We start from the raw sequence: 21,102 nt of genomic DNA, 5'->3' as shown, positions 1-21,102 counted from the left end.
TCATGAACGCGACGGCGCGTCATCAGCCTCCAGGATCCGGCCGCAAGCCGGTGCCGCGGGGTGCCAGTCGCACGGTGACCAGAGAACCGCTTTCGGCGCGTATGCCGAAAGCCAAAGTGGGTGGCTTCTTTAAGAAGCTGGGTTGGTTGGTACTGATGGTCGCGCTGGGTTACGGCGTTTATGAGGGCGCACAACGGTTGCTGCCTTACGCCGACCGGCCGATCACCAAGATCAACGTTCAGGGCGACCTGAGCTATATCAGCCAGCAGGCGGTGCAGCAGCGGATCGCGCCTTATGTCGCGGCGAGCTTCTTCACCATCGACCTCGCTGCCATGCGCAGCGAGTTGGAAAAGATGCCGTGGATTGCCCACGCGGAAGTAAGACGTGTATGGCCGGATCAAGTAGTGATCCGTCTGGAAGAGCAACTGCCAGTGGCGCGCTGGGGGGATGAAGCTTTGCTCAACAACCAGGGCGAAGCATTTACACCGCGCGAGTTGGCCAATTATGAACACCTGCCGCAATTGTTCGGCCCACAGCGGGCTCAGCAGCAGGTGATGCAGCAGTATCAGGTGTTGAGTCAGATGTTGCGCCCAATGGGGTTCTCCATCGCTCGGCTGGAATTACGTGAACGTGGCAGCTGGTTTTTGACCACGGGCGCGGGCAGTGCGGGACCCGGTATCGAGTTGTTGCTGGGACGCGATCACCTTGTAGAAAAAATGCGCCGTTTTATCGCCATTTACGACAAAACGCTTAAAGAACAGATCACGAATATTGCGCGCGTCGATCTGCGTTACTCCAACGGCCTTGCCGTGGGATGGCGCGAGCAGGCAGCGCCTCCGACGGACAAACCCGCCGTCGCGAAGAATTGACAAGAGGCAGGACCATGGCAAACGTGCAAAGCGGCAAAATGATCGTTGGCTTGGATATCGGCACCTCCAAGGTGGTAGCGTTGGTAGGCGAAGTCGCGGCCGATGGCACGCTGGAAATCGTCGGTATCGGTACCCATCCATCGCGTGGCCTGAAGAAGGGCGTGGTGGTGAATATCGAATCCACCGTTCAGTCGATCCAGCGCGCAGTGGAGGAAGCCCAGCTGATGGCGGGTTGCCGTATTCACTCGGCGTTCGTCGGCGTGGCGGGCAACCATATTCGCAGCCTGAACTCCCACGGGATCGTCGCGATCCGTGATCGTGAGGTCAGCTCGGCGGACCTGGAGCGCGTACTCGATGCTGCTCAGGCGGTTGCGATCCCGGCTGATCAGCGCGTGCTGCACACCTTGCCGCAGGATTACGTGATCGATAACCAGGAAGGCGTTCGTGAGCCGCTGGGTATGTCGGGCGTGAGACTGGAAGCCAAGGTCCACGTGGTGACTTGCGCGGTGAATGCTGCACAGAACATCGAGAAGTGCGTGCGTCGCTGTGGTCTGGAAATCGACGACATCATCCTGGAGCAACTGGCTTCGGCTTACTCGGTCCTGACCGACGATGAAAAAGAGCTGGGCGTGTGCCTGGTAGACATCGGCGGCGGTACCACCGACATCGCGATCTTTACCGAAGGCGCGATTCGCCACACGGCGGTGATCCCGATTGCCGGTGACCAAGTCACCAACGACATCGCCATGGCCTTGCGTACACCGACGCAATACGCCGAAGAAATCAAGATCCGTTACGCCTGCGCCCTGGCCAAGCTGGCCGGTGCCGGTGAAACCATCAAAGTGCCAAGCGTTGGCGACCGTCCACCGCGCGAGCTGTCGCGTCAGGCCCTGGCCGAAGTGGTCGAGCCACGCTACGACGAGCTGTTCACCCTGATCCAGGCGGAACTGCGTCGCAGTGGCTACGAAGATCTTATCCCGGCCGGCATCGTGCTGACCGGTGGTACCTCGAAAATGGAAGGCGCGGTCGAACTGGCCGAGGAAATCTTCCATATGCCGGTGCGCCTGGGCGTGCCGCATAGCGTCAAAGGGCTCGCAGATGTCGTGCGTAACCCGATTTATTCGACCGGTGTCGGCTTGTTGCTGTACGGCCTGCAAAAGCAGTCTGACGGTTTCTCTTTGTCCGGGATCAGTAGTAGCAATAGCGGCTATGGAGATGAGCCTAAAGCTCCAGTGCTTGAACGCTTCAAGCGCTGGGTGCAAGGCAACTTCTAAGCCTCAAAGCAGTAATGGCAGCAGTGGGCACCAGGCAAAAAAACTAGAGAATGAAAGGAGAGGGAAAATGTTCGAACTCGTAGACAACGTCCCGCAAAGCCCGGTAATCAAAGTTATCGGTGTGGGTGGTGGTGGCGGCAACGCCGTTAATCACATGGTCAAGAGCAACATCGAAGGCGTGGAATTCATCTGCGCCAACACCGATGCTCAGGCGCTGAAAAACATCGGCGCGCGGACCATCCTGCAACTGGGTACTGGCGTTACCAAAGGTCTTGGCGCTGGCGCCAACCCTGAAGTAGGCCGTCAGGCTGCTCTGGAAGATCGTGAGCGCATTGCAGAAGTTCTGCAGGGCACCAACATGGTCTTCATCACCACAGGCATGGGCGGCGGTACCGGTACCGGTGCAGCTCCGATCATTGCTGAAGTGGCCAAGGAAATGGGCATCCTCACCGTAGCGGTGGTGACTCGTCCGTTCCCGTTCGAAGGTCGCAAGCGTATGCAGATCGCCGACGAAGGCATCCGCATGCTGTCCGAAAGCGTCGACTCGTTGATCACCATTCCTAACGAGAAGCTGCTGACCATCCTCGGTAAAGACGCCAGCCTGCTGTCGGCTTTCGCCAAGGCTGACGATGTTCTGGCCGGTGCCGTTCGCGGTATCTCCGACATCATCAAGCGTCCGGGCATGATCAACGTCGACTTCGCTGACGTACGTACCGTGATGAGCGAAATGGGTATGGCGATGATGGGCACTGGCTGCGCCAGCGGTCCGAACCGTGCACGTGAAGCGACTGAGGCAGCCATTCGTAACCCGCTGCTCGAAGACGTTAACCTGCAGGGCGCTCGCGGCATCCTGGTCAACATAACTGCCGGTCCTGACCTGTCTCTGGGTGAGTACTCGGACGTGGGTAGCATCATCGAAGCGTTCGCCTCCGAGCACGCAATGGTCAAGGTCGGTACCGTTATCGATCCGGACATGCGCGACGAGCTGCACGTAACTGTGGTTGCCACAGGCCTGGGCGCGAAAATCGAGAAGCCGGTCAAGGTTATCGACAACACCCTGCAAACTGCCCAGCCGTCTCAGGCTCAGCCTGCTGCAGCTCGTCAGGAAGCCCCTTCGGTTAACTACCGCGACCTGGATCGTCCTACTGTGATGCGCAATCAGGCACACGCAGGCGCGACAGCCGCAAAAATGAGCCCGAATGACGATCTGGATTACCTGGACATCCCGGCTTTCCTGCGTCGTCAGGCTGATTGATGAAATGTATCAGGGGTATTAGGGTGATTGGTGTTCAGCAAAGGCCGGGTCTGCTATTATCGCCAGCCTTTGTTGATACCAGTTCGCAACTTGCGCTGAAGCGGCCAATGCCATGATTAAACAACGCACCCTGAAAAATATTATCCGTGCCACAGGTGTCGGTCTGCACTCCGGGGAGAAGGTTTACCTGACCCTCAAGCCTGCACCTGTGGATACCGGTATCGTGTTCGTACGTGCTGACCTCGACCCCGTCGTGCATATTGCTGCCCGCGCGGAAAATGTCGGTGACACCACTCTGTCGACCACGCTGGTCAGCGGTGATGTCAAAGTCGACACCGTAGAACATTTGCTCTCGGCCATGGCTGGTCTGGGCATCGATAACGCTTACGTTGAACTCTCTGCCTCCGAAGTTCCGATCATGGATGGCAGCGCGGGTCCCTTCGTATTCCTGATTCAATCGGCTGGCCTGGAAGAACAGGACGCGCCGAAGAAATTCATCCGGATCCTTCGGGAAGTTACGTTGGAGGAGGGCGGTAAACGCGCTACTTTCGTGCCTTTCGAAGGATTCAAAGTCAGTTTCGAGATCGATTTCGATCACCCGGTCTTCCGCGATCGCACCCAAAGTGCAAGCGTGGACTTTTCCAGCACTTCCTTCGTGAAGGAAGTCAGCCGTGCCCGGACCTTCGGGTTCATGAGTGACATCGAGTACCTGCGCAAGCACAACCTCGCACTCGGCGGCAGCGTGGAAAATGCCATCGTGGTTGATAAGGATGGCGTACTGAACGAAGACGGCCTGCGTTACGAGGACGAATTCGTTAAACACAAGATTCTTGATGCAATTGGTGACCTCTACCTGCTGGGCAACAGCCTGATAGGTGAGTTCATTGGCTTCAAGTCGGGGCATGCACTGAACAATCGCCTTCTGCGTAAATTGATTGCAGAGACAGACGCTTGGGAAGTCGTGACCTTCGAAGATGCCAGTACTGCACCGATTTCTTACATGCGCCCTGTAGCGGCCGTGTAAGGTCAGCTTTACTCTCCTTCCTTTTTTGCTGTTTTTAAAGGCTGCCTTCGGGCGGCCTTTTTTTATGGGGGATTTCTGCACTGCACGGACCTGTAGGAACTCACCGAGGTTACGAGGCCAGCGATGACGGCGTGTCAGACGAACCGCCATCGCTGGCCTCGTAACCTCGGTGAGCTTCTACAGGCAGAGGGATAAGCGATTCGTAATCAAGCCTTCGGCTTCGCATGCGCCGCCAGCCGCTCCAGCGCTGCTCGCAGTTTCGGATCAGTGATCCCGTCAGCCGTTGCCTGAATGCTTTCGGCGGCCACGGTCGACAAGTCCATTGTGTGGCCTGTCGCGCCTTGAGGGGTTGTGGGTGGCTGAACCTTGAAAACGATGCGGGTCAGGTTGGCGAATTCATCAAACGCGGTGAGCTGCCGCTGTAGGCGTTTCTGTTGATAGCGCAATCGCGTTGCCCAATGACCGTCGGTCACAATCAGCAGCAAGCTGCCTTCGCGCCATGAAGCAACATGACAATGTTCGCGCGCAGCAGGCTGCAACTGGCTTTCAAGCAGTCGTTGCAAGTGCCCCAAACGCTGAGCATGGTGAAAAATACCTTTAAGCGGCTTCGCTTCACGCAGCAATACTGCGGGTGCCCGAGCGGGGAGTGGACGAAACGCCATGTGCGAGAACCCTGAATGACAAGTTTGTCATGTTATCAGAAAGCGCCCGCAAGCCCTTGTCCCACGCGGTTTTGCCAGTTTTACCCGCAAAATCAATGGTTAACTTATGTGCTGAATGGGTTGAACTCTCAAGAAATGCCCCTATCTACAAACAGCCCCGTCACAGCGCTGTGCCAGCATCGTGGAATAACGCCACTTTCCTCACCATCGTTTCCGGGTAGAATACTCGTTCGCATGCGGCCATGAGGGCTGCACGGGCGACTCACGGGGCCGCCCTCCATTCCTATGTCTGGAAGATCCTGTCGATATGTTTGCGCCTTTGTTAAAAAAACTTTTTGGAAGCAAGAACGAGCGTGAAGTGAAGCGCATGCTCAAGACGGTACAGATCGTCAATGCCTTCGAAGAGCAAATGGTGGCCCTTTCGGACGAGCAACTACGTGCCAAGACCGAAGAGTTCAAGGCCCGCTTAGCCAAAGGTGAGACCCTCGATAAGCTGCTTCCTGAAGCTTTCGCGGTAGCGCGTGAAGCAGGCAAGCGCGTCATGGGTATGCGCCACTTCGACGTTCAGTTGATTGGCGGCATGACTTTGCACGAAGGCATGATTGCCGAAATGCGTACCGGTGAAGGTAAAACCCTGGTGGGTACACTGGCGGTTTACCTCAACGCGCTGTCCGGTAAGGGCGTGCACGTGGTAACGGTCAACGACTACCTTGCTCGTCGTGATGCCAACTGGATGCGTCCGCTGTACGAATTCCTCGGTTTGAGCGTAGGTATCGTCACGCCATTCCAGCCGCCTGAAGAAAAGCGTGCAGCCTACGCGGCGGACATCACCTACGGCACCAACAACGAGTTCGGTTTCGACTACTTGCGCGACAACATGGCGTTCAGCATGGACGACAAGTTCCAGCGCGAACTCAATTTTGCCGTGATCGACGAAGTGGACTCGATCCTCATCGACGAAGCGCGCACGCCGCTGATCATCTCCGGTCAGGCTGAAGACAGCTCCAAGCTGTACACCGAAATCAACCGCCTGATCCCACGTCTCGTGCAACACATCGAGGAAGTGGAAGGCGAGGTCACCAAAGCCGGTCACTACACCGTTGACGAGAAGACCCGTCAGGTTGAGCTGAACGAAGCCGGTCACCAGTTCATTGAAGAGATGCTCACCGAAGTCGGCATGCTGGCCGAAGGCGAGAGCCTCTATTCGGCCCACAACCTGGGTCTGCTGACTCACGTTTACGCCGGTCTTCGTGCGCACACCCTGTTCCATCGCAACGTCGAGTACATCGTTCAGGACGGCCAGATTCTGCTGGTCGACGAGCACACCGGTCGTACCATGCCGGGTCGTCGTCTGTCCGAGGGCCTGCACCAGGCGATCGAAGCGAAGGAAAACCTGAATATTCAGGCCGAGAGCCAGACCCTGGCATCGACCACTTTCCAGAACTACTTCCGTCTGTACAATAAACTGTCCGGCATGACCGGTACGGCCGACACCGAAGCGTTCGAATTCCACCAGATCTACACCTTGTCGGTCATGGTCATTCCGCCTAACAAACCGTTGGCGCGTAAAGACTTCAACGACCTCGTGTACCTGACGGCGGAAGAGAAGTACGCCGCCATCGTCACCGACATCAAAGCCTGCCTGGCCGAGAATCGTCCGGTGCTGGTGGGTACGGCAACCATCGAAACTTCCGAGCACATGTCCAAGCTGCTCAATCAGGAAGGCATCGAACACAAGGTTCTGAACGCCAAGTTCCACGAGAAAGAAGCCGAGATCATTGCTCAGGCGGGCCGTCCGGGTGCGCTGACCATTGCCACCAACATGGCCGGTCGTGGTACCGACATCCTGTTGGGCGGTAACTGGGAAGTTGAAGTTGCTGCGCTGGAAAACCCGAGCCCGGAGCAAATCGCACAGATCAAAGCCGATTGGCAGAAGCGCCATCAGCAAGTGATCGAAGCGGGTGGCTTGCACGTTATTGCTTCCGAGCGTCACGAGTCGCGTCGTATCGATAACCAGCTGCGTGGTCGTGCCGGCCGTCAGGGTGATACCGGCTCAAGCCGTTTCTATCTGTCGCTGGAAGACAGCCTGATGCGCATCTTCGCCTCTGATCGGGTGAAGAACTTCATGAAAGCACTGGGCATGCAGTCCGGTGAAGCGATTGAACACCGGATGGTGACCAACGCGATCGAGAAGGCGCAGCGCAAGGTTGAAGGCCGTAACTTCGATATTCGTAAGCAATTGCTCGAGTTCGACGACGTGTCCAACGAGCAGCGTAAAGTGATTTACCACATGCGTAACAGCCTGCTGGCCGCTACCAACATTGGTGACACTATCGCCGAGTTCCGTGAAGACGTGCTCAACAGCCTGATCAGCCAACACATTCCGCCGCAGTCGATGCCGGAACAGTGGGACGTTCCTGGCCTGGAAGCGGCACTCGAGAGCGACTTCGGCGTCAAGCTGCCGATTCAGCAGTGGCTCGATGAAGACGATCACCTGCACGAAGACACACTGCGCGTGAAGCTGCTTGAAGAGTTGCTGGCTGCGTACAACGAGAAAGAAGAGCAAGCCAGCGCCGACGCGCTGCGTACTTTCGAGAAGCAGATTCTGCTTCGCGTTCTGGACGACCTGTGGAAAGACCACCTGTCGACCATGGATCACCTGCGTCACGGTATTCATCTGCGCGGCTACGCTCAGAAGAACCCGAAGCAGGAATACAAGCGCGAGTCGTTCACGCTGTTCCAGGAACTCCTGGATTCGATCAAGCGCGACACCATTCGTGTGCTGTCACACGTTCAGGTTCGCCGCGAAGATCCGGAAGAGGAAGAAGCTCGCCTGCGTCGCGACGCCGAAGAGCTGGCGCAACGCATGCAGTTCGAACATGCCGAAGCGCCTGGCCTTGAGCAGCCGGAAGTTCTGGCCGAAGAGGGTGTTGATATCGCCACTCTGCCGGTCCGTAACGACCAGAAGCAAGGCCGTAACGAGTTGTGCTGGTGTGGCTCGGGCAAGAAGTACAAACACTGCCACGGTCAAATCAGCTGATTCTGATTTGAACCCGTAGCGGGTTTGGAACAAAAAGTACTAACGCCGCGACCGGCTTACCCGTCGCGGCGTTTTTCAATCGATTGCCGTACCGACGCGGACGGCGCTGATATTTTTCAAGGAGCGCACCTCATGGCTGTTGGTCTTGGTCCTTTGCCGACATTGCACCCGGTTCCTGGTTTTGAACTGGGCATTTCCTCTGCTGGCATCAAACGCCCGGGTCGCAAGGACGTAGTGGTCATGCGCTGTGCCGAAGGCTCCAGTGTCGCCGGTGTTTTCACCCTGAATGCGTTTTGTGCGGCGCCAGTGATACTGGCAAAGCAACGTGTGAACGGCCCGGTCCGTTACCTGCTGACCAACACCGGTAACGCCAACGCTGGTACCGGTGAGCCGGGTCTGGCCAACGCTGCGCGTACATGCGCCAAACTGGCTGAGCTGACCGGCGTGGATGCCAATGCCGTACTGCCGTACTCCACTGGGGTTATCGGCGAGCCGCTGCCTGTGGAAAAGATCGAAGGCGCGTTGCAAGCTGCCCTTGATGACCTGTCTGTGGATAACTGGGCTGCCGCGGCGACCGGCATCATGACCACTGACACCCTGCCTAAAGGTGCGAGCCGTCAGTTCCAGATCGACGGCGTGACCGTGACTGTGACAGGGATCAGCAAAGGCGCGGGCATGATTCGTCCGAACATGGCGACTATGCTGGGTTACATCGCCACGGACGCCAAGGTTTCGCAGAGCGTGCTGCAGGATCTGATCCGCGATGGCGCCAACAAGTCGTTCAACCGCATCACCATTGATGGCGACACGTCGACCAATGACTGCTGCATGTTGATCGCGACAGGGCAGGCCAATCTGCCAGAAGTGACTGAGGCCAAAGGCCCACTGTTCGAAGCGCTGAAAACAGCCGTATTCGAGGTGTGCATGGAAGTGGCCCAGGCTATCGTCCGTGACGGCGAGGGTGCCACCAAGTTCGTGACGGTCGAAGTCAACGGCGGTGGCAATCATCAGGAATGCCTGGACGTAGGTTACGCTGTGGCTCACTCGCCTCTGATCAAGACTGCACTGTTTGCGTCCGATCCTAACTGGGGCCGCATTCTGGCTGCCGTAGGTCGTGCCGGTGTGCCTGATCTTGATGTGAGCAAGATTGACGTGTTCCTGGGCACCGTCTGCATCGCCAGCAAAGGCTGCCGCGCGACCACCTACACTGAAGAGCAAGGCTCGGCAGTGATGGCCGAAGCCGAAATCACCATCCGTATCGAGCTGGGCCGTGGTGATTGCAGCGAGACCATCTGGACCACTGACCTGTCCCATGAGTACGTGAAGATCAACGCGGAATACCGTACGTAAGTTGCTTCCCGATGATGGTGCAGTGTCTCTGACGCTGCGCTGTCGCTTCTGGAGCGCGCTTGCCGCGATTCGATTTCCGGCTCAGCATCATGTTGGTGCTGTGCTGACGTCATCGCGGGCAAGCGCGCTCATACAGCCTTTCATTTGAGCAAGGACACTGAAATGACCCTGCATCTGATCATCGGCGACAAACGCTACTCCTCCTGGTCCCTGCGCCCGGCACTGGCGCTGTACATGACCGGTGCTCCGTATACCGAACAATTGATTCGCCTGAATCAGAGCAACACCCGCCAGTTGATTCTCGAGCACTCGCCGTCCGGCAAAGTGCCCCTGTTGAAGACGCCGCATGGTGCGATTGCCGACTCGCTGGCAATCATTGAATACCTCGCCGAACAATTCCCCGAAGCTGGCTTGTGGCCAAGCGACACCGCTGCTCGTGCTCAGGCGCGCTCAGCCTGTGCACAAATGCACAGTGGGTTTACGGGCCTGCGCTCCAACATGCCGATGGACTTGCATCGCGATGCGGCGCTGGAAGTCATCTCCGTGGAAGCCCAGGGCGATATCGAGCGCATCGTCAAACTGTGGGCTGAATGCCGAGCAGTTGCCGCTGAAAGCGGTCCGTTTTTGTTCGGCAAGCCCAGTGCTGCCGACGCATTCTTCGCCCCCGTGGTGATCCGCATGCGCACTTATCGGGTCGAACTGCCAGCACAAGCGTTGGCGTACATCGAAACCATCTACCAATGGCCGCTTTTCCAGCGTTGGCAGAAGGCTGCTTTAGAGGAAGTCGAAGGGTGAAACGTATTCATGTAGCAGCAGCGGTCATTCGCGGTATTGACGGCAGAATTCTTATCGCACGGCGTGCCGATACTCAGCACCAGGGCGGTTTGTGGGAGTTTCCCGGTGGCAAGGTCGAGCCGGGAGAGGCCGTCGAAGCTGCGCTGGCCCGTGAGCTACAAGAAGAGTTGAATATCGTCGTGACCCAGGCCCGGCCTCTGATCAAGATTCAGCATGACTATCCGGACAAGCAGGTTTTGCTGGACGTGTGGGAAGTGTCGGCGTTCACCGGAGAACCTCATGGCGTCGAAGGGCAGCCTTTGGCCTGGGTATCCAATCGCGAATTGGCAGACTATGAGTTCCCGGCGGCGAATCAGCCTATCGTCGCAGCAGCGCGTCTGCCCGGCGAATATCTGATTACTCCCGGTGAGCTGGAAACCCCTCAGCTGCTGCGTGGTATGCAGAAGGCCATTGCCGGTGGCATCAAACTGATCCAGTTGCGCGCACCAAATGGCTATGACCCGCAATACCGCGATCTGGCGGTGGATGCGGTGGGTTTGTGTGCCGGTAAGGCGCAATTGATGCTCAAGGGGCCGCTGGAGTGGCTGGGCGACTTTCCCGCTGCGGGTTGGCACCTGACGTCGGCACAGCTACGCAAACTGGCACCGAACGGGCGTCCGTTTCCAAAGGATCGCTGGCTGGCCGCTTCCTGTCATAACACCGAGGAATTGGCTCTGGCTGAACTGATGGACGTCGACTTCGTGACCTTGTCGCCGGTGCAGCCAACCCAGACTCACCCTGATGCTCAGCCGTTGGGCTGGGAGCATGCTCGCGAGTTGATTGCCGGATTCAGCAAACCGGTTTATCTGCTCGGTGGTGTTGGCCCTGCTGAACAGCAGCAAGCGTGGGAAAGTGGCGCGCAAGGCGTGGCGGGGATCAGAGCGTTCTGGCCGGGGGAATAATTGGAATATGTCCAATCCCTGTGGGAGATTCTATGTTCGCCTACAAGCTTGCTCGTGCGCCATTGACCTTGTAGGACCGGCTAAAACCGGTCCTACGGGATTGCGCAGAACTTGTGGGAGCGAGGCTTGCCCGCGATAAAGCTGACGCGATCTAAAGTAAACCGCGTCCAGCTTTATTGCGGGCAAGCCACGCTCCCACAGGTTTTTCGTTCATCCAGCGGGGGTGGCGATTACGGTTTCTTCGCCGCTTCCCACAATATCTCCGCAATACCCTGCCGCTTGGCAATCAATCGCGCGGCTACGAACAACAAGTCCGACAACCTGTTGATATACGCCAGCCCAACCCCGGCCAAAGGTTCTACAGCGTTCAGATGCTGACAGCGCCGCTCTGCGTTACGGGCCAGGCTGCGGCAGACGTGAGCCTGGGCGATCAGCGCCGAACCGCCGGGCAGAATGAAGTTCTCTAGCGGCCCCAGCTCTTCATTCCACAGGTCGATGGCCGCTTCCAGTCGATCAATTTCAGCCTGATCAAGCGCCTGATAAACCGGCATCGCCAATTCGCCACCCAGGTCGAACAATCGATGCTGACACGGCGCGAGTACGTCGATCACCTCAGCGAGGGCAGGCTTTGCCGACAGTTGCTCGGCCAGCCCGGCAAGGAGTAATCCCAACTGGCTGTTCAGCGTGTCAACTTCGCCGATTGCATCGACCCGGGGATGATCTTTCGGCACGCGTCGGCCGTCACCCAGGCCGGTTTCACCAGTGTCGCCAGTGCGTGTGTAAATCTTCGACAAGCGAAAGCCCATTCTCAATGCTCCGTTATAGCGGCGAAATGACCGCTTCAGGCACGCTCACCTGGTTACCCGCCAAGGGCAGGCGCAAGGTGAAGCAGGTGCCTTGGCCGACGGAGGAGTGCACCTCCATCTGGCCTTTGTGATTGTTGGTAATGATGAAGTACGACACCGACAGCCCAAGCCCGGTGCCCTGACCAATCTCCTTGGTGGTGAAGAACGGCTCGAATGTGCGCTTACGCACTTGTTCGGTCATGCCAATGCCGTTGTCTTCAACCTGAATCTCGGCCCAGGGCGGATTCAATTTTGTGCGCAAAATGATACGTCCCGGTTCGGCATCATCCGGGCGCTGATGAATAGCCTGTGCAGCGTTCTTCAGCAGATTCAACAAAACCTGCTCCAGTTCGTTGGCTGTGCCCGGCACTGGACCCAGCTCGGGGTCGAACTGGCGAATGATCGCCTGGCCCTTGAAGTCGAAACCGATGGTGAGGTCAAAGTCATTACTGGCGATCTCTACCGCCTGATCAATCAGTGCCGGCAAGTCGCACGGGGCCATTTGCCGGGTGCTGAGGCGACTGAAGCTGAGCATGTGGCTGACGATTTTCGCGGCCCTCGCCCCGGCTTGCTGAATGCCGTCGAGCAGTTTTGGCACTTCGCGGCTGACCAGATAGCGATTGACCGTTTCCAGCTCGATGCCCTCGGCTTCGGCCTGCTCAATGTTTTTCTGCAGGTCGGTCGATAGTCGTCGCCGAATGTTTTGCACGTTATGTAGGATTGCACCCAGCGGATTGTTGATCTCGTGGGCCATGCCTGCCGCCAGTCCGCCGACAGAAAGCATCTTCTCGGACTGCACCATCATCTCTTCCAGCGACAACCGCTGGGTGATGTCATCGACACGAATCACTACGCCCTGGCCTGCACCGCCGGTCAGGGGGTAGAAGGTGAGGGCGTAGTGCCGGCGCTCTTCATCTTTGATCCAGGTGACCCGCTCAATCTTCGTGACACTGTGCTTCTCGACCGTTTGCTTGAGCTGCGGCAGGAAGGTTTTCATTGGCGGGAAGGCCAGAAAGATCGGCTGGTTGAGCGCTTCATCCAGCGGTGTACCCGACAGTGCGCTGGCCTCCTGATTCCACTGGGTGACATATAGCTGTTCATCCAGCGCGATCAGCGCCGAAGGCATCGAGTCGATGATGCTGTTCAGATAGTTCTGGAAACCGGTGAGTTTTTTCTCGATCTTGCTGCGCACCTTCACCTCAAGCTCCAGCTTGCGGTTGGTATTACGAGTCTCTTCGGCCAGACCTTGAGCTTGATCGTAAGCTTCCTGAGAATCGTCCCGCGCGCGCTTGAGTTGCTGCTCCCGAGCCTCGATGCGCGATAGCATGGTGTTGAAGGCTTCGGCCAGGCTGCCGATCTCATCTTTGTTGCCCGGCGCAGCGCGCAACGCATAGCTTTCTTCGTGGGTGACCTGGCGTGAGAGCTCTTCAAGCTGATAGATGGGCTCGGTGATCAGGCGACGTATCTGCCGGGCAATGACCAGCCAAAGCAGTACGCTGAAGACCAGAATACCGAGGCTGGCCGTCAGGGTGCCGGTGTAGAACGCCGTGGGTAATTCGCTACTGGCCACCAGTAACAGGTGGCCTGGCGCCTGGCCTGCTTTGGGTACCGGGATTAACTGAGTGTTACGAAACTCGGTGATGCGCCAGCCTTCGATGTCCTTGAAGCGCGTAGGCAGTTTGAGCTTATCGCCTTGCTGCACTTGGCCAATCCGCTCGCCGTTGGTGTCGTAGAGGGCTGCTGCGCGTAGCGGACCGTAGTTTTTCAACTCTTTGAGCAACGACTCGGCGTCCTCACGTGAGCTGAGTGCCTGTTCGGCGAGGTTCGGGTTGCTGATCAAGCGGCCGATGGTCTGCAGCGCTTGAGGGGCCATGGCCTCTTGAGAGATGTAATAGGCGGCACTGATGAACGTCAGATTAGCGACCAGCAAGACGGTCGTCAGCAAGACCAGCAAGGCCGCCAGCAGCTTCTGGCCGACCGGCAGGTTTTCCAGGCGTTGGCGCAATGGCATGGGGCGAATCACACACGGATGAGGAATGTTCAGGGTAGCGCGCCCTCCGGCCATTGAGCAAACGGGCTGGCGCGCCCTAGTTGGTGGGGAGTCCTTTATCGGTCAGGTGTTGTATAAGTCTGACCTTGAGCTGCTGCAAGTGTGGAACCACGCAGTGATGGCGCTCGGCCGTTGCGCAGGCATACTCCAACAAATAGCTGATCTCTGTACGGCGTCCTTGCGCGACATCCTGATACATCGACGAGTAATTGGCCGCTGTTGCCTGAATGACTCGTTGCACATCGCTGTGCAGATCCTCGGCCGCTGCTGGTTGTCCGCACTGTTGGAGCAGTTCGGTAAGTTCGGCACACAGGGTGGCCACTTCGCAGTGGTGCTGCATCAGGCCGCCATTGCGGCAATCGTGAAGTACAGTCAGCGGGTTGATCGCACAATTAAGTGCAAGCTTGCGCCAAAGTCGGGTAAGGATGTCCGGCGTCCATTCATGGGGAATGCCTGCCAGCTGCAGGTCGCTCAGCCAGTCAGGCGGGGAGGGATCAGCAGGGTCGCCCAGCCAGTTGTAGCCATGCCCGGCAAACACCACAGACCAATCGCGTTGGCGAAACGCTCCTTCGGTGCTGGAGGCGCAGATACAACGAGCGTTCGGTACTTTCGCGGCCACCGCGTCCTGACTGCCCAAACCGTTTTGCAGCAGGATAATCTGCGCGTCAGGTGTCAGCCGCTGCGCCAAGGCAGCCGCGGCTTGCTCGGCATCGTAAGCCTTGCATGCCAGTAACAGTCGTTCGATCGGCTCTGCACTGTCAGCGGTCTGGGCGCTTATCGCCAGTCGACTTTCAACGCCGTTCTCAACCAGTGTCAGTGTCGCGCCATTGGCCTCGTAGGCCGCCAGCCGCTTGGCATCACGCAGTACCAACTTTACCGGCAAGCCACCCCGCGCCAGTCGCGTCGCCCAAAGGCTGCCGAGGCTCCCGGCACCCACTACATGCCAGACGACGGCCATCAGCGGGCCACTGCAAGGCGAAGAAAATTGTGCACTAGCGAGAAATTGACGGTCGACATGGATGGCTCGCAGTGAACGCGGAAAAGTCTCGTTATAATAACCGGGTTTTATTCACATCAAAGACAGGCGTTTGATGCGCCATCCATTGGAGAAATGACATGCCCTCGTTCGACGTAGTGTCCGAACTGGATAAACACGAAGTCACTAATGCCGTCGACAACGCTATCAAAGAGCTGGACCGTCGCTACGACTTGAAAGGCAAAGGCGAGTTCGAATTCAAGGAAAAAGACCTGACTGTCAATCTGACTGCCGAGGCGGAGTTTCAGCTTGAAGCGATGATCGAAATCCTCAAGCTGTGCCTGGTAAAACGCAAGATCGACGTCAAATGCCTTGAAGTCAAAGATGCTTTTGCTTCCGGTAAATTGATGAAGCAGGACGCCGTTCTCAAAGAAGGCATCGACAAAGAGCTGGCGAAGAAAATCGTCGCTCACATCAAGGAAGCCAAGCTCAAGGTCCAGGCCGCCATTCAAGGTGAGCAAGTGCGTGTGACTGGCAAGAAACGCGATGACCTGCAAGAAGCAATGGCGGTATTGCGTGGTCACGAATTCGGCATGCCGCTGCAATTCAATAACTTCCGCGACTGATTGGCTGGCCTGACCGCAGGGAATCTTCACTCCCCTCGCGCGTCCGAGGCCAGTGCAAGCGACTGAAACCATCAGGCTCGACCAGATGGTTTCAATCGCCAGTTTCGCGAAATGTAAGGAGAGAAAGATGGATTTGAATGCCGAAATGGACCATCTGGTAAAGGCATCTCAGGCCTGGATCCCGATGATCATGGAGTACGGCAGCCGCGTGCTGTTGGCGTTGGTGACCCTGACCATCGGCTGGTGGTTGATCAACCGGTTGACTACCAAAGTGGGTGCGCTGCTCGCACTGCGCAATGCAGACTTGGCATTGCAGGGTTTTATCAGCAGCCTGGCCAATATCATTCTGAAGATTCTGCTGATCGTCAGCGTTGCATCGATGATTGGCGTAGAAACCACCTCGTTTGTGGCCGCTATCGGTGCTGCGGGTCTGGCAATCGGTCTGGCGCTGCAAGGCAGTCTGGCGAATTTCGCAGGCGGCGTGCTGATTCTGCTGTTTCGCCCGTTCCGCATTGGTGACTGGATCGAAGCCCAAGGCATCGCGGGCACTGTCGACAGCATCCAGATTTTCCACACAGTCGTGCGTACCGGTGACAACAGGACGGTGATCCTGCCCAACGGCAATCTGTCCAACGGGATCATCACCAACACCAATCGCCAGCCGACTCGCAAGATCACGTTCGACGTGGGCGTGGACTACGAAGCTGATCTGAAGCAGGCGCTGCAAGTCCTGATGGACATGGCAGACGATCCTCGTGTCTTGCAGGATCCTGCACCACAGGCCGTGGTAGCTGCGCTAGGTGATAGCTCGATCACTGTTTCGTTGCGAGTGTGGGTCAAGACCGGTGATTTCGGCGACGTGTCGAACCGCTTCAATGCCGAAGCCCGTGACCGCCTGCGTGCTGCCAATATCGATATTCCGTTCCCACAGCGAGTGATTCGCGTGGTTCAGGATTCAGCAGCACCGCAGTAATCGTTACCCCTGTGGGAACTGCCACAATGTCCATGACACCGCGTTGTCCCGCGTGGGCGGTGGACCAGTAGGAGCGCACGAGCACGGCGAGGCCGCGATAGCGGTACATCAGACAGGCCGCCATCGCTGCCTCGCGGTGCTCTTGAACTCCTACAGAATGTATTTCAATTCGTTGGTATGCATGATCGCCAGCAGGCTCGGCTCCCACATTTGTCTCAAGCGAGCTGCTCTCTCAGAGCTGCTCGCTTGACGGCTTCTCCGCCTCAAGCGCCTCGGCCGCCTTGTCCTGGCGCGCCTCCTTGCTCCACTGCAAGATAATCATGATCAGCGTCGGAACACCCAGTAACGCAGTGATCAGGAAGAAGTTGTGATAGCCATACTTCTCAACCACGACCCCCGAATAGCCTCCCAGCAAACGCGGCAGCAGCAGCATGATCGAGCTGAGCAGCGCGTACTGTGTCGCCGAGAATTTGAGGTTGGTCAGGCTCGACAGGTACGCCACGAACGCTGAAGTTGCCAATCCGGAACTGAAGTTATCCAGCGAGATGGTCAGTACCAACATCTTCAGGTTCGGGCCCATATCGGCCAGCATCAGGAACAGCAGGTTGGTGGCCGCTGAACTCAGCCCGCCAATGAACAGAATCGGCATGATGCCGAAACGCACGATCAGCAATCCGCCAAAGCCTGCGCCCAACAGCGTCATGATCAGACCGAAGATCTTGCTGACACTGGCAATCTGGTCCTTGGTAAAGCCCTGATCGATGTAGAAGACGTTGGCCATGACACCCATGACCGTGTCTGACATGCGGTAAGTCGCAATCAAGCCCAACAACAGGAACGCCTGCCAGCGATAACGCAGGATGAAGTCGTTGATCGGTGTCAGCACCGGAGCCAGGCCGCGTCGACCCATTGAAGACAGGCAGGCGACCGTCAGCACGATGTAGAGAATGGCGCGCAGAAACGCGCGGTCTTCCATCAGCAGGTCAGTCCAGCTGGCGTTCTGAAACAGGACGCTGGCGAAGTCGGTGTTGTAGAGCTGAGTGAACATCGCCGGTACCGACACCAGCAGCACTATCAGTACGAACACGGACGCCAATTGGTGCACAAAGCCGTAGCGAGCGGCCGACAGCTGGGTACGTAATGCAACGGGAGGTTCGCGCATGATCAGCGTGGTGATCAAGGCGGGCAGCATCAGCAAGCCGAACAACACGTAAGTGCCGGTCCATGCCGAGTGCTTGTAGGCGAAACCGGTTGATCCAAATCCTTCAGCAAAATACAGCGCACCAGCCGTGGCGAGTAGCGCGGCCACGCGGTAGCCAGACATGTAACTGGCGGCGAGGGCAGCCTGCTGGGTGTCGTTGGCGATTTCCAGACGATAGGCATCAATGGCGATGTCTTGTGTGGCGGATGAAAACGCCACAACCACAGCGATTGCGATAAGCCAGGACAAATGCTGCTGCGGGTCGCAAAAGCCCATCCCTATCAGGCCCAGGATTACCAGGCTCTGCGACAGCACGAGCCAGGAGCGGCGTCGACCCAGCTTGCCCAGCAGCGGCAGGCGCCATTGGTCGAGCAGAGGGGACCATACCCATTTAAAAGCATAGGCAAGCCCGATCAGGCTTGCATAGCCAATGGTTTCCCGGGCGACACCGGCTTCACGCAACCAGACCGACAGAGTAGAGAACACCAACATGTAGGGCATGCCCGCAGCGAATCCGAGCAACAACAGCACTAACGTTGAAGGGCTGGCATATGCGGCGAGCGCGGCGCGCCAGGTTTTACGGGGCATGGGCTGGAGTCTGCCTCAGGTTACGAAAACAAAGGGCGCACTCTAACCGCAGTGCTCTATCGGACGCCAGCCATGACGCCGGATATCTACCCGATTGTTCTCCACAAGAATGCCTTCAGCGCGTAAACGGGCACGTTGTTCGTCGCCTGAAACCGTGCCGACCAGCAAACTGACCTTGCCACCTGCGCCGATCACACGGTGCCACGGCAATGAACTGCCGTCCGGCAGTTGGCTCAGTGTCCGGCCGACCCATCGCGCTGCGCGGCCAAGCCCTGCGAGTTCGGCGAGCTGACCGTAAGTGACAACTTTTCCTTCCGGTACCTGATTGAGCGTAAGGTACAGCGCAGTACGCTTGGCCTGGGCCGGGTCCATGCCGGTCGGATCCGCAGAGTGCTGTTGCTCGTTGGTCACCATTTCCCTCCTGTTTATAGATATGTTTATAGATGAGCGGCCGTTCGGTTTTTGAACTACAGAAAATTCCTACTGTCAGTGTTTTCTGTGTCTGCGGCGGTCTTCGATTGCCTTGACGTCATCCTCCCGGATGATGCCCGATTTTCCGCTAACTGAGCCCCCTAGTTGCTTATGCTGACCAGAACTCTGCTGTTCCTCGCTGTCTCCATCACCACCACGCCTTTGCTCGCCGACACCGTCTGGTTGAAGAACGGCGACAAGATCACCGGTACCATCAAGCTATTCGACGGCGGCAAGCTGCTGATCGAGACCTCCTACGGAGGAGCAATCCCCGTAGACTGGAAGCAGGTCAAGACCCTGGAGAGTGACCAGCAGTTGATGGTCAAGCAGGATCAGTATCAGGGTGAAATTGCGAAATCGTTGAAAGCCTCGGATGACGGCAAGGTCACGCTGACCAACGGCGAAGCGCCGAAAACCGTCGAGTTGGCTAGCATTCAGCAGATTCTCAAGCCCAAACCTGTCATCACTGATCTGGTATGGAAAGGCAACGTCGATCTGGCAATGGACTTTCAGAAGGCCGAGAACGATACCGACGACTACAACCTGGCCTTCAAGACTTCGGCTCGGCATGGTCAATGGCGGCATAACGCCAAAGGCGATTACAACCGCGAAACTCAGGACGATGTAGTCAGCACCGATAACTGGAGTGCCGAGTATTCCATCGACCGCTTCCTGACCGAGAAATTTTTCTGGGATGGCCGGATCAGCTACAAGCGCGACAAAGTTGAAGACCTGAGTCGTCAGCGTGTTGTGGGTACCGGTCCTGGCTACCAGTTCTGGGATGACGAACTGGGCGCTTTCAAACTTGGCGCGCTGCTTAACCGTACGGATTACGAGTTCTCCAACGGCGGCAAGGAAAACTTCTATTCGGTTGCAGGTACTTGGGACTACAACCGCTTCCTGATCGGCAAAAAAGTTGAGTTCTTCACCAATGGTGAGCTGGGCAAGCCGTTGAGCAACGTTGCTGACTATGCGCTCGATGCTGAAGTCGGGCTGCGTTACAAAGTCACTGACTGGGCTTCGTTGAACCTCAAGGCCGAGAAGAACGTGATCAGCGGTTCAGACGACGGCGATCTGGACAAGACCCGCTACACCGCAGGTTTTGGTGTTACCTGGTAAATCCCACACTTTTCTGTAGGCGCTGCCGAAGGCTGCGAAAGCGATATCTCTGATCCTCCGCTACCGCTGCCTTTGGCAGCGCCTACAGGCGCACTTGCTTGCAGCTGCACCTGTCTCACAAATCCAGAGCTTGCGCGGATAAAGTCACCAGCACTTTCCTGCAGCCCCCTTGGCACCCACTCGTAATAATTATTAACTTGTCTTTCAAACCCGTGCACGTGCCCAATCAGCTGATTACTGTTCAGCTTTATTTATACGTGCGTCGATCGTCGACGAGTTCGTTACAAGGAGTCACTGGATGAGTGTGAAGGCTATCAAGCAGGCGCGGGAGCTGCTGCTGAAGGAATACAGAGGCGTTTTGTCCACGCATTCCAAATCCATGCCGGGCTTCCCTTTTGGTTCTTCGGTACCGTATTGCCTTGATGATCAGGGGCGACCTCTGATTCTGATCAGCCGCATCGCTCAGCACACCCATAACTTGGGCAAGGACGCGAAGTGTTCGCTATTGGTGGGCGAGCGCGAAGCTGACGACGTCCAGGCGACGGGACGTGTGACGGTCATGGCCGAAGCCCAAAAGCTTGTTGAACCGGACGCTGTCGAAAGTGCTGCTCAGCGCTATTACCGTTTTTTCCCTGAATCGCAGAGCTATCATTCCGCCCATGATTTCGATTTCTGGGTGCTGGTGCCGGTACGCTATCGCTTCATCGGCGGCTTCGGTGCCATTCACTGGTTGGATCACGTTGAGCTGGCAAACCCGTTTGCCGGTGCTGCCGAGACCAGCATGGTCGAGCACATGAATGCTGATCACGCCAAAGCCATTGCCCACTACGTACAGCTCTCGGGGCTGCCGCAGCGTGAAACAGCACAGTTGGCTGGTATCGACAGCGAAGGTATGCACCTGCGCATTGGTCAGAGCCTATACTGGCTGCCTTTCAGTGAGCCCTGTAACACACCGAAACAAGTCCGCGAAGCCTTGGTTCAGCTGGCTCACGCGGAAAAATGGCCCACTCGTGACACTCAAGAGGCTTGAATTCACGCTTTGA

The 21,102-nt window shown here is 57.3% G+C and carries 18 protein-coding genes; 12 read left to right on the top strand and 6 right to left on the bottom strand.

The annotated features are described in order from the left end of the window. Nucleotides 1–2: 2 nt before the first annotated feature. The 4 genes from AUC60_RS04285 (at nt 3) to lpxC (ending at nt 4,422) form a co-directional block, all read left to right on the top strand. Complete coding sequence (locus AUC60_RS04285) at nt 3–869, top strand: cell division protein FtsQ/DivIB (protein ID WP_087264844.1); 867 nt, start codon at nt 3–5, stop codon at nt 867–869. Between the two features lie 14 nt (nt 870–883). Further along, nucleotides 884–2,143 carry a cell division protein FtsA gene (ftsA, locus tag AUC60_RS04280; protein WP_087264843.1) on the top strand — a complete coding sequence of 420 codons (1,260 nt, stop codon included), beginning with the start codon at nt 884–886 and terminating at the stop codon, nt 2,141–2,143. A 67-nt stretch (nt 2,144–2,210) separates the two neighbouring features. Further along, entirely contained in the window at nt 2,211–3,398 is a 1,188-nt protein-coding gene (ftsZ, locus tag AUC60_RS04275; RefSeq protein ID WP_027900248.1) for a cell division protein FtsZ, read from the top strand. Nucleotides 3,399–3,510: 112 nt separating this feature from the next. Continuing rightward, complete coding sequence (lpxC, locus tag AUC60_RS04270) at nt 3,511–4,422, top strand: UDP-3-O-acyl-N-acetylglucosamine deacetylase (protein ID WP_027900249.1); 912 nt, start codon at nt 3,511–3,513, stop codon at nt 4,420–4,422. Between the two features lie 206 nt (nt 4,423–4,628). On the opposite strand, the gene AUC60_RS04265 is transcribed toward lpxC, so the two are convergent. Next, the gene (locus AUC60_RS04265; protein ID WP_087264842.1) at nt 4,629–5,084 is read right to left on the bottom strand and encodes a DUF721 domain-containing protein; all 456 of its coding nucleotides are present in this window, start codon (nt 5,082–5,084) and stop codon (nt 4,629–4,631) included. Nucleotides 5,085–5,391: 307 nt separating this feature from the next. Between AUC60_RS04265 and secA the strand changes: the two genes are divergently transcribed. The 4 genes from secA to AUC60_RS04245 all read left to right on the top strand — a co-directional run bounded on the left by secA (nt 5,392) and on the right by AUC60_RS04245 (nt 11,210). Beyond that, the gene (gene secA / locus AUC60_RS04260) at nt 5,392–8,124 is read left to right on the top strand and encodes a preprotein translocase subunit SecA (protein WP_087264841.1); all 2,733 of its coding nucleotides are present in this window, start codon (nt 5,392–5,394) and stop codon (nt 8,122–8,124) included. A 132-nt stretch (nt 8,125–8,256) separates the two neighbouring features. Beyond that, nucleotides 8,257–9,474, top strand: coding sequence for a bifunctional glutamate N-acetyltransferase/amino-acid acetyltransferase ArgJ (gene argJ / locus AUC60_RS04255; RefSeq protein WP_087264840.1), 1,218 nt, complete (start codon nt 8,257–8,259; stop codon nt 9,472–9,474). Nucleotides 9,475–9,636: 162 nt separating this feature from the next. Then, on the top strand, nt 9,637–10,269 hold the full coding sequence (locus AUC60_RS04250) for a glutathione S-transferase family protein (protein ID WP_087264839.1): 633 nt from the start codon (nt 9,637–9,639) through the stop codon (nt 10,267–10,269). After that, nucleotides 10,266–11,210: a Nudix family hydrolase gene (locus AUC60_RS04245; RefSeq protein ID WP_087264838.1), complete on the top strand. Its 945-nt coding sequence runs from the start codon at nt 10,266–10,268 to the stop codon at nt 11,208–11,210. The genes AUC60_RS04250 and AUC60_RS04245 overlap by 4 nt, the downstream gene beginning before the upstream one ends. Before the next feature lie 230 nt (nt 11,211–11,440). On the opposite strand, the gene AUC60_RS04240 is transcribed toward AUC60_RS04245, so the two are convergent. The 3 genes from AUC60_RS04240 to AUC60_RS04230 form a co-directional block, all read right to left on the bottom strand. Beyond that, on the bottom strand, nt 11,441–12,016 hold the full coding sequence (locus AUC60_RS04240) for a cob(I)yrinic acid a,c-diamide adenosyltransferase (RefSeq protein WP_087264837.1): 576 nt from the start codon (nt 12,014–12,016) through the stop codon (nt 11,441–11,443). 13 nt (nt 12,017–12,029) lie between these two features. Next, on the bottom strand, nt 12,030–14,066 hold the full coding sequence (locus tag AUC60_RS04235; RefSeq protein WP_087264836.1) for a sensor histidine kinase: 2,037 nt from the start codon (nt 14,064–14,066) through the stop codon (nt 12,030–12,032). Between the two features lie 76 nt (nt 14,067–14,142). Beyond that, nucleotides 14,143–15,063 carry a putative 2-dehydropantoate 2-reductase gene (locus AUC60_RS04230; protein WP_087264835.1) on the bottom strand — a complete coding sequence of 307 codons (921 nt, stop codon included), beginning with the start codon at nt 15,061–15,063 and terminating at the stop codon, nt 14,143–14,145. Between the two features lie 158 nt (nt 15,064–15,221). On the opposite strand from AUC60_RS04230, the gene AUC60_RS04225 reads away from it, so the two are divergent. Together AUC60_RS04225 and AUC60_RS04220 are read left to right on the top strand one after the other, a co-directional pair. After that, complete coding sequence (locus tag AUC60_RS04225; RefSeq protein WP_087264834.1) at nt 15,222–15,707, top strand: YajQ family cyclic di-GMP-binding protein; 486 nt, start codon at nt 15,222–15,224, stop codon at nt 15,705–15,707. Between the two features lie 127 nt (nt 15,708–15,834). Next, on the top strand, nt 15,835–16,680 hold the full coding sequence (locus AUC60_RS04220; RefSeq protein WP_087264833.1) for a mechanosensitive ion channel family protein: 846 nt from the start codon (nt 15,835–15,837) through the stop codon (nt 16,678–16,680). Nucleotides 16,681–16,912: 232 nt separating this feature from the next. On the opposite strand, the gene AUC60_RS04215 is transcribed toward AUC60_RS04220, so the two are convergent. Beyond that, nucleotides 16,913–18,469, bottom strand: coding sequence for an AmpG family muropeptide MFS transporter (locus tag AUC60_RS04215; protein ID WP_087264832.1), 1,557 nt, complete (start codon nt 18,467–18,469; stop codon nt 16,913–16,915). A gap of 42 nt (nt 18,470–18,511) precedes the next feature. Next, nucleotides 18,512–18,841 (bottom strand): MGMT family protein, encoded by a 330-nt coding sequence (locus AUC60_RS04210; protein ID WP_158099097.1) that lies wholly within the window; start codon nt 18,839–18,841, stop codon nt 18,512–18,514. A gap of 210 nt (nt 18,842–19,051) precedes the next feature. Here AUC60_RS04210 and AUC60_RS04205 point away from each other — a divergent pair, with 210 nt between their 5' ends. After that, complete coding sequence (locus AUC60_RS04205; RefSeq protein ID WP_087264830.1) at nt 19,052–20,059, top strand: DUF481 domain-containing protein; 1,008 nt, start codon at nt 19,052–19,054, stop codon at nt 20,057–20,059. A 298-nt stretch (nt 20,060–20,357) separates the two neighbouring features. Continuing rightward, nucleotides 20,358–21,089, top strand: coding sequence for a HugZ family pyridoxamine 5'-phosphate oxidase (locus AUC60_RS04200; RefSeq protein ID WP_087264829.1), 732 nt, complete (start codon nt 20,358–20,360; stop codon nt 21,087–21,089). Nucleotides 21,090–21,102 lie beyond the last annotated feature (13 nt).

It is taken from the genome of Pseudomonas caspiana (genome assembly GCF_002158995.1).
GTDB classification, from domain to species: Bacteria; Pseudomonadota; Gammaproteobacteria; order Pseudomonadales; family Pseudomonadaceae; genus Aquipseudomonas; species Aquipseudomonas caspiana.
This window is presented reverse-complemented; position numbering and strand designations above follow the sequence as displayed.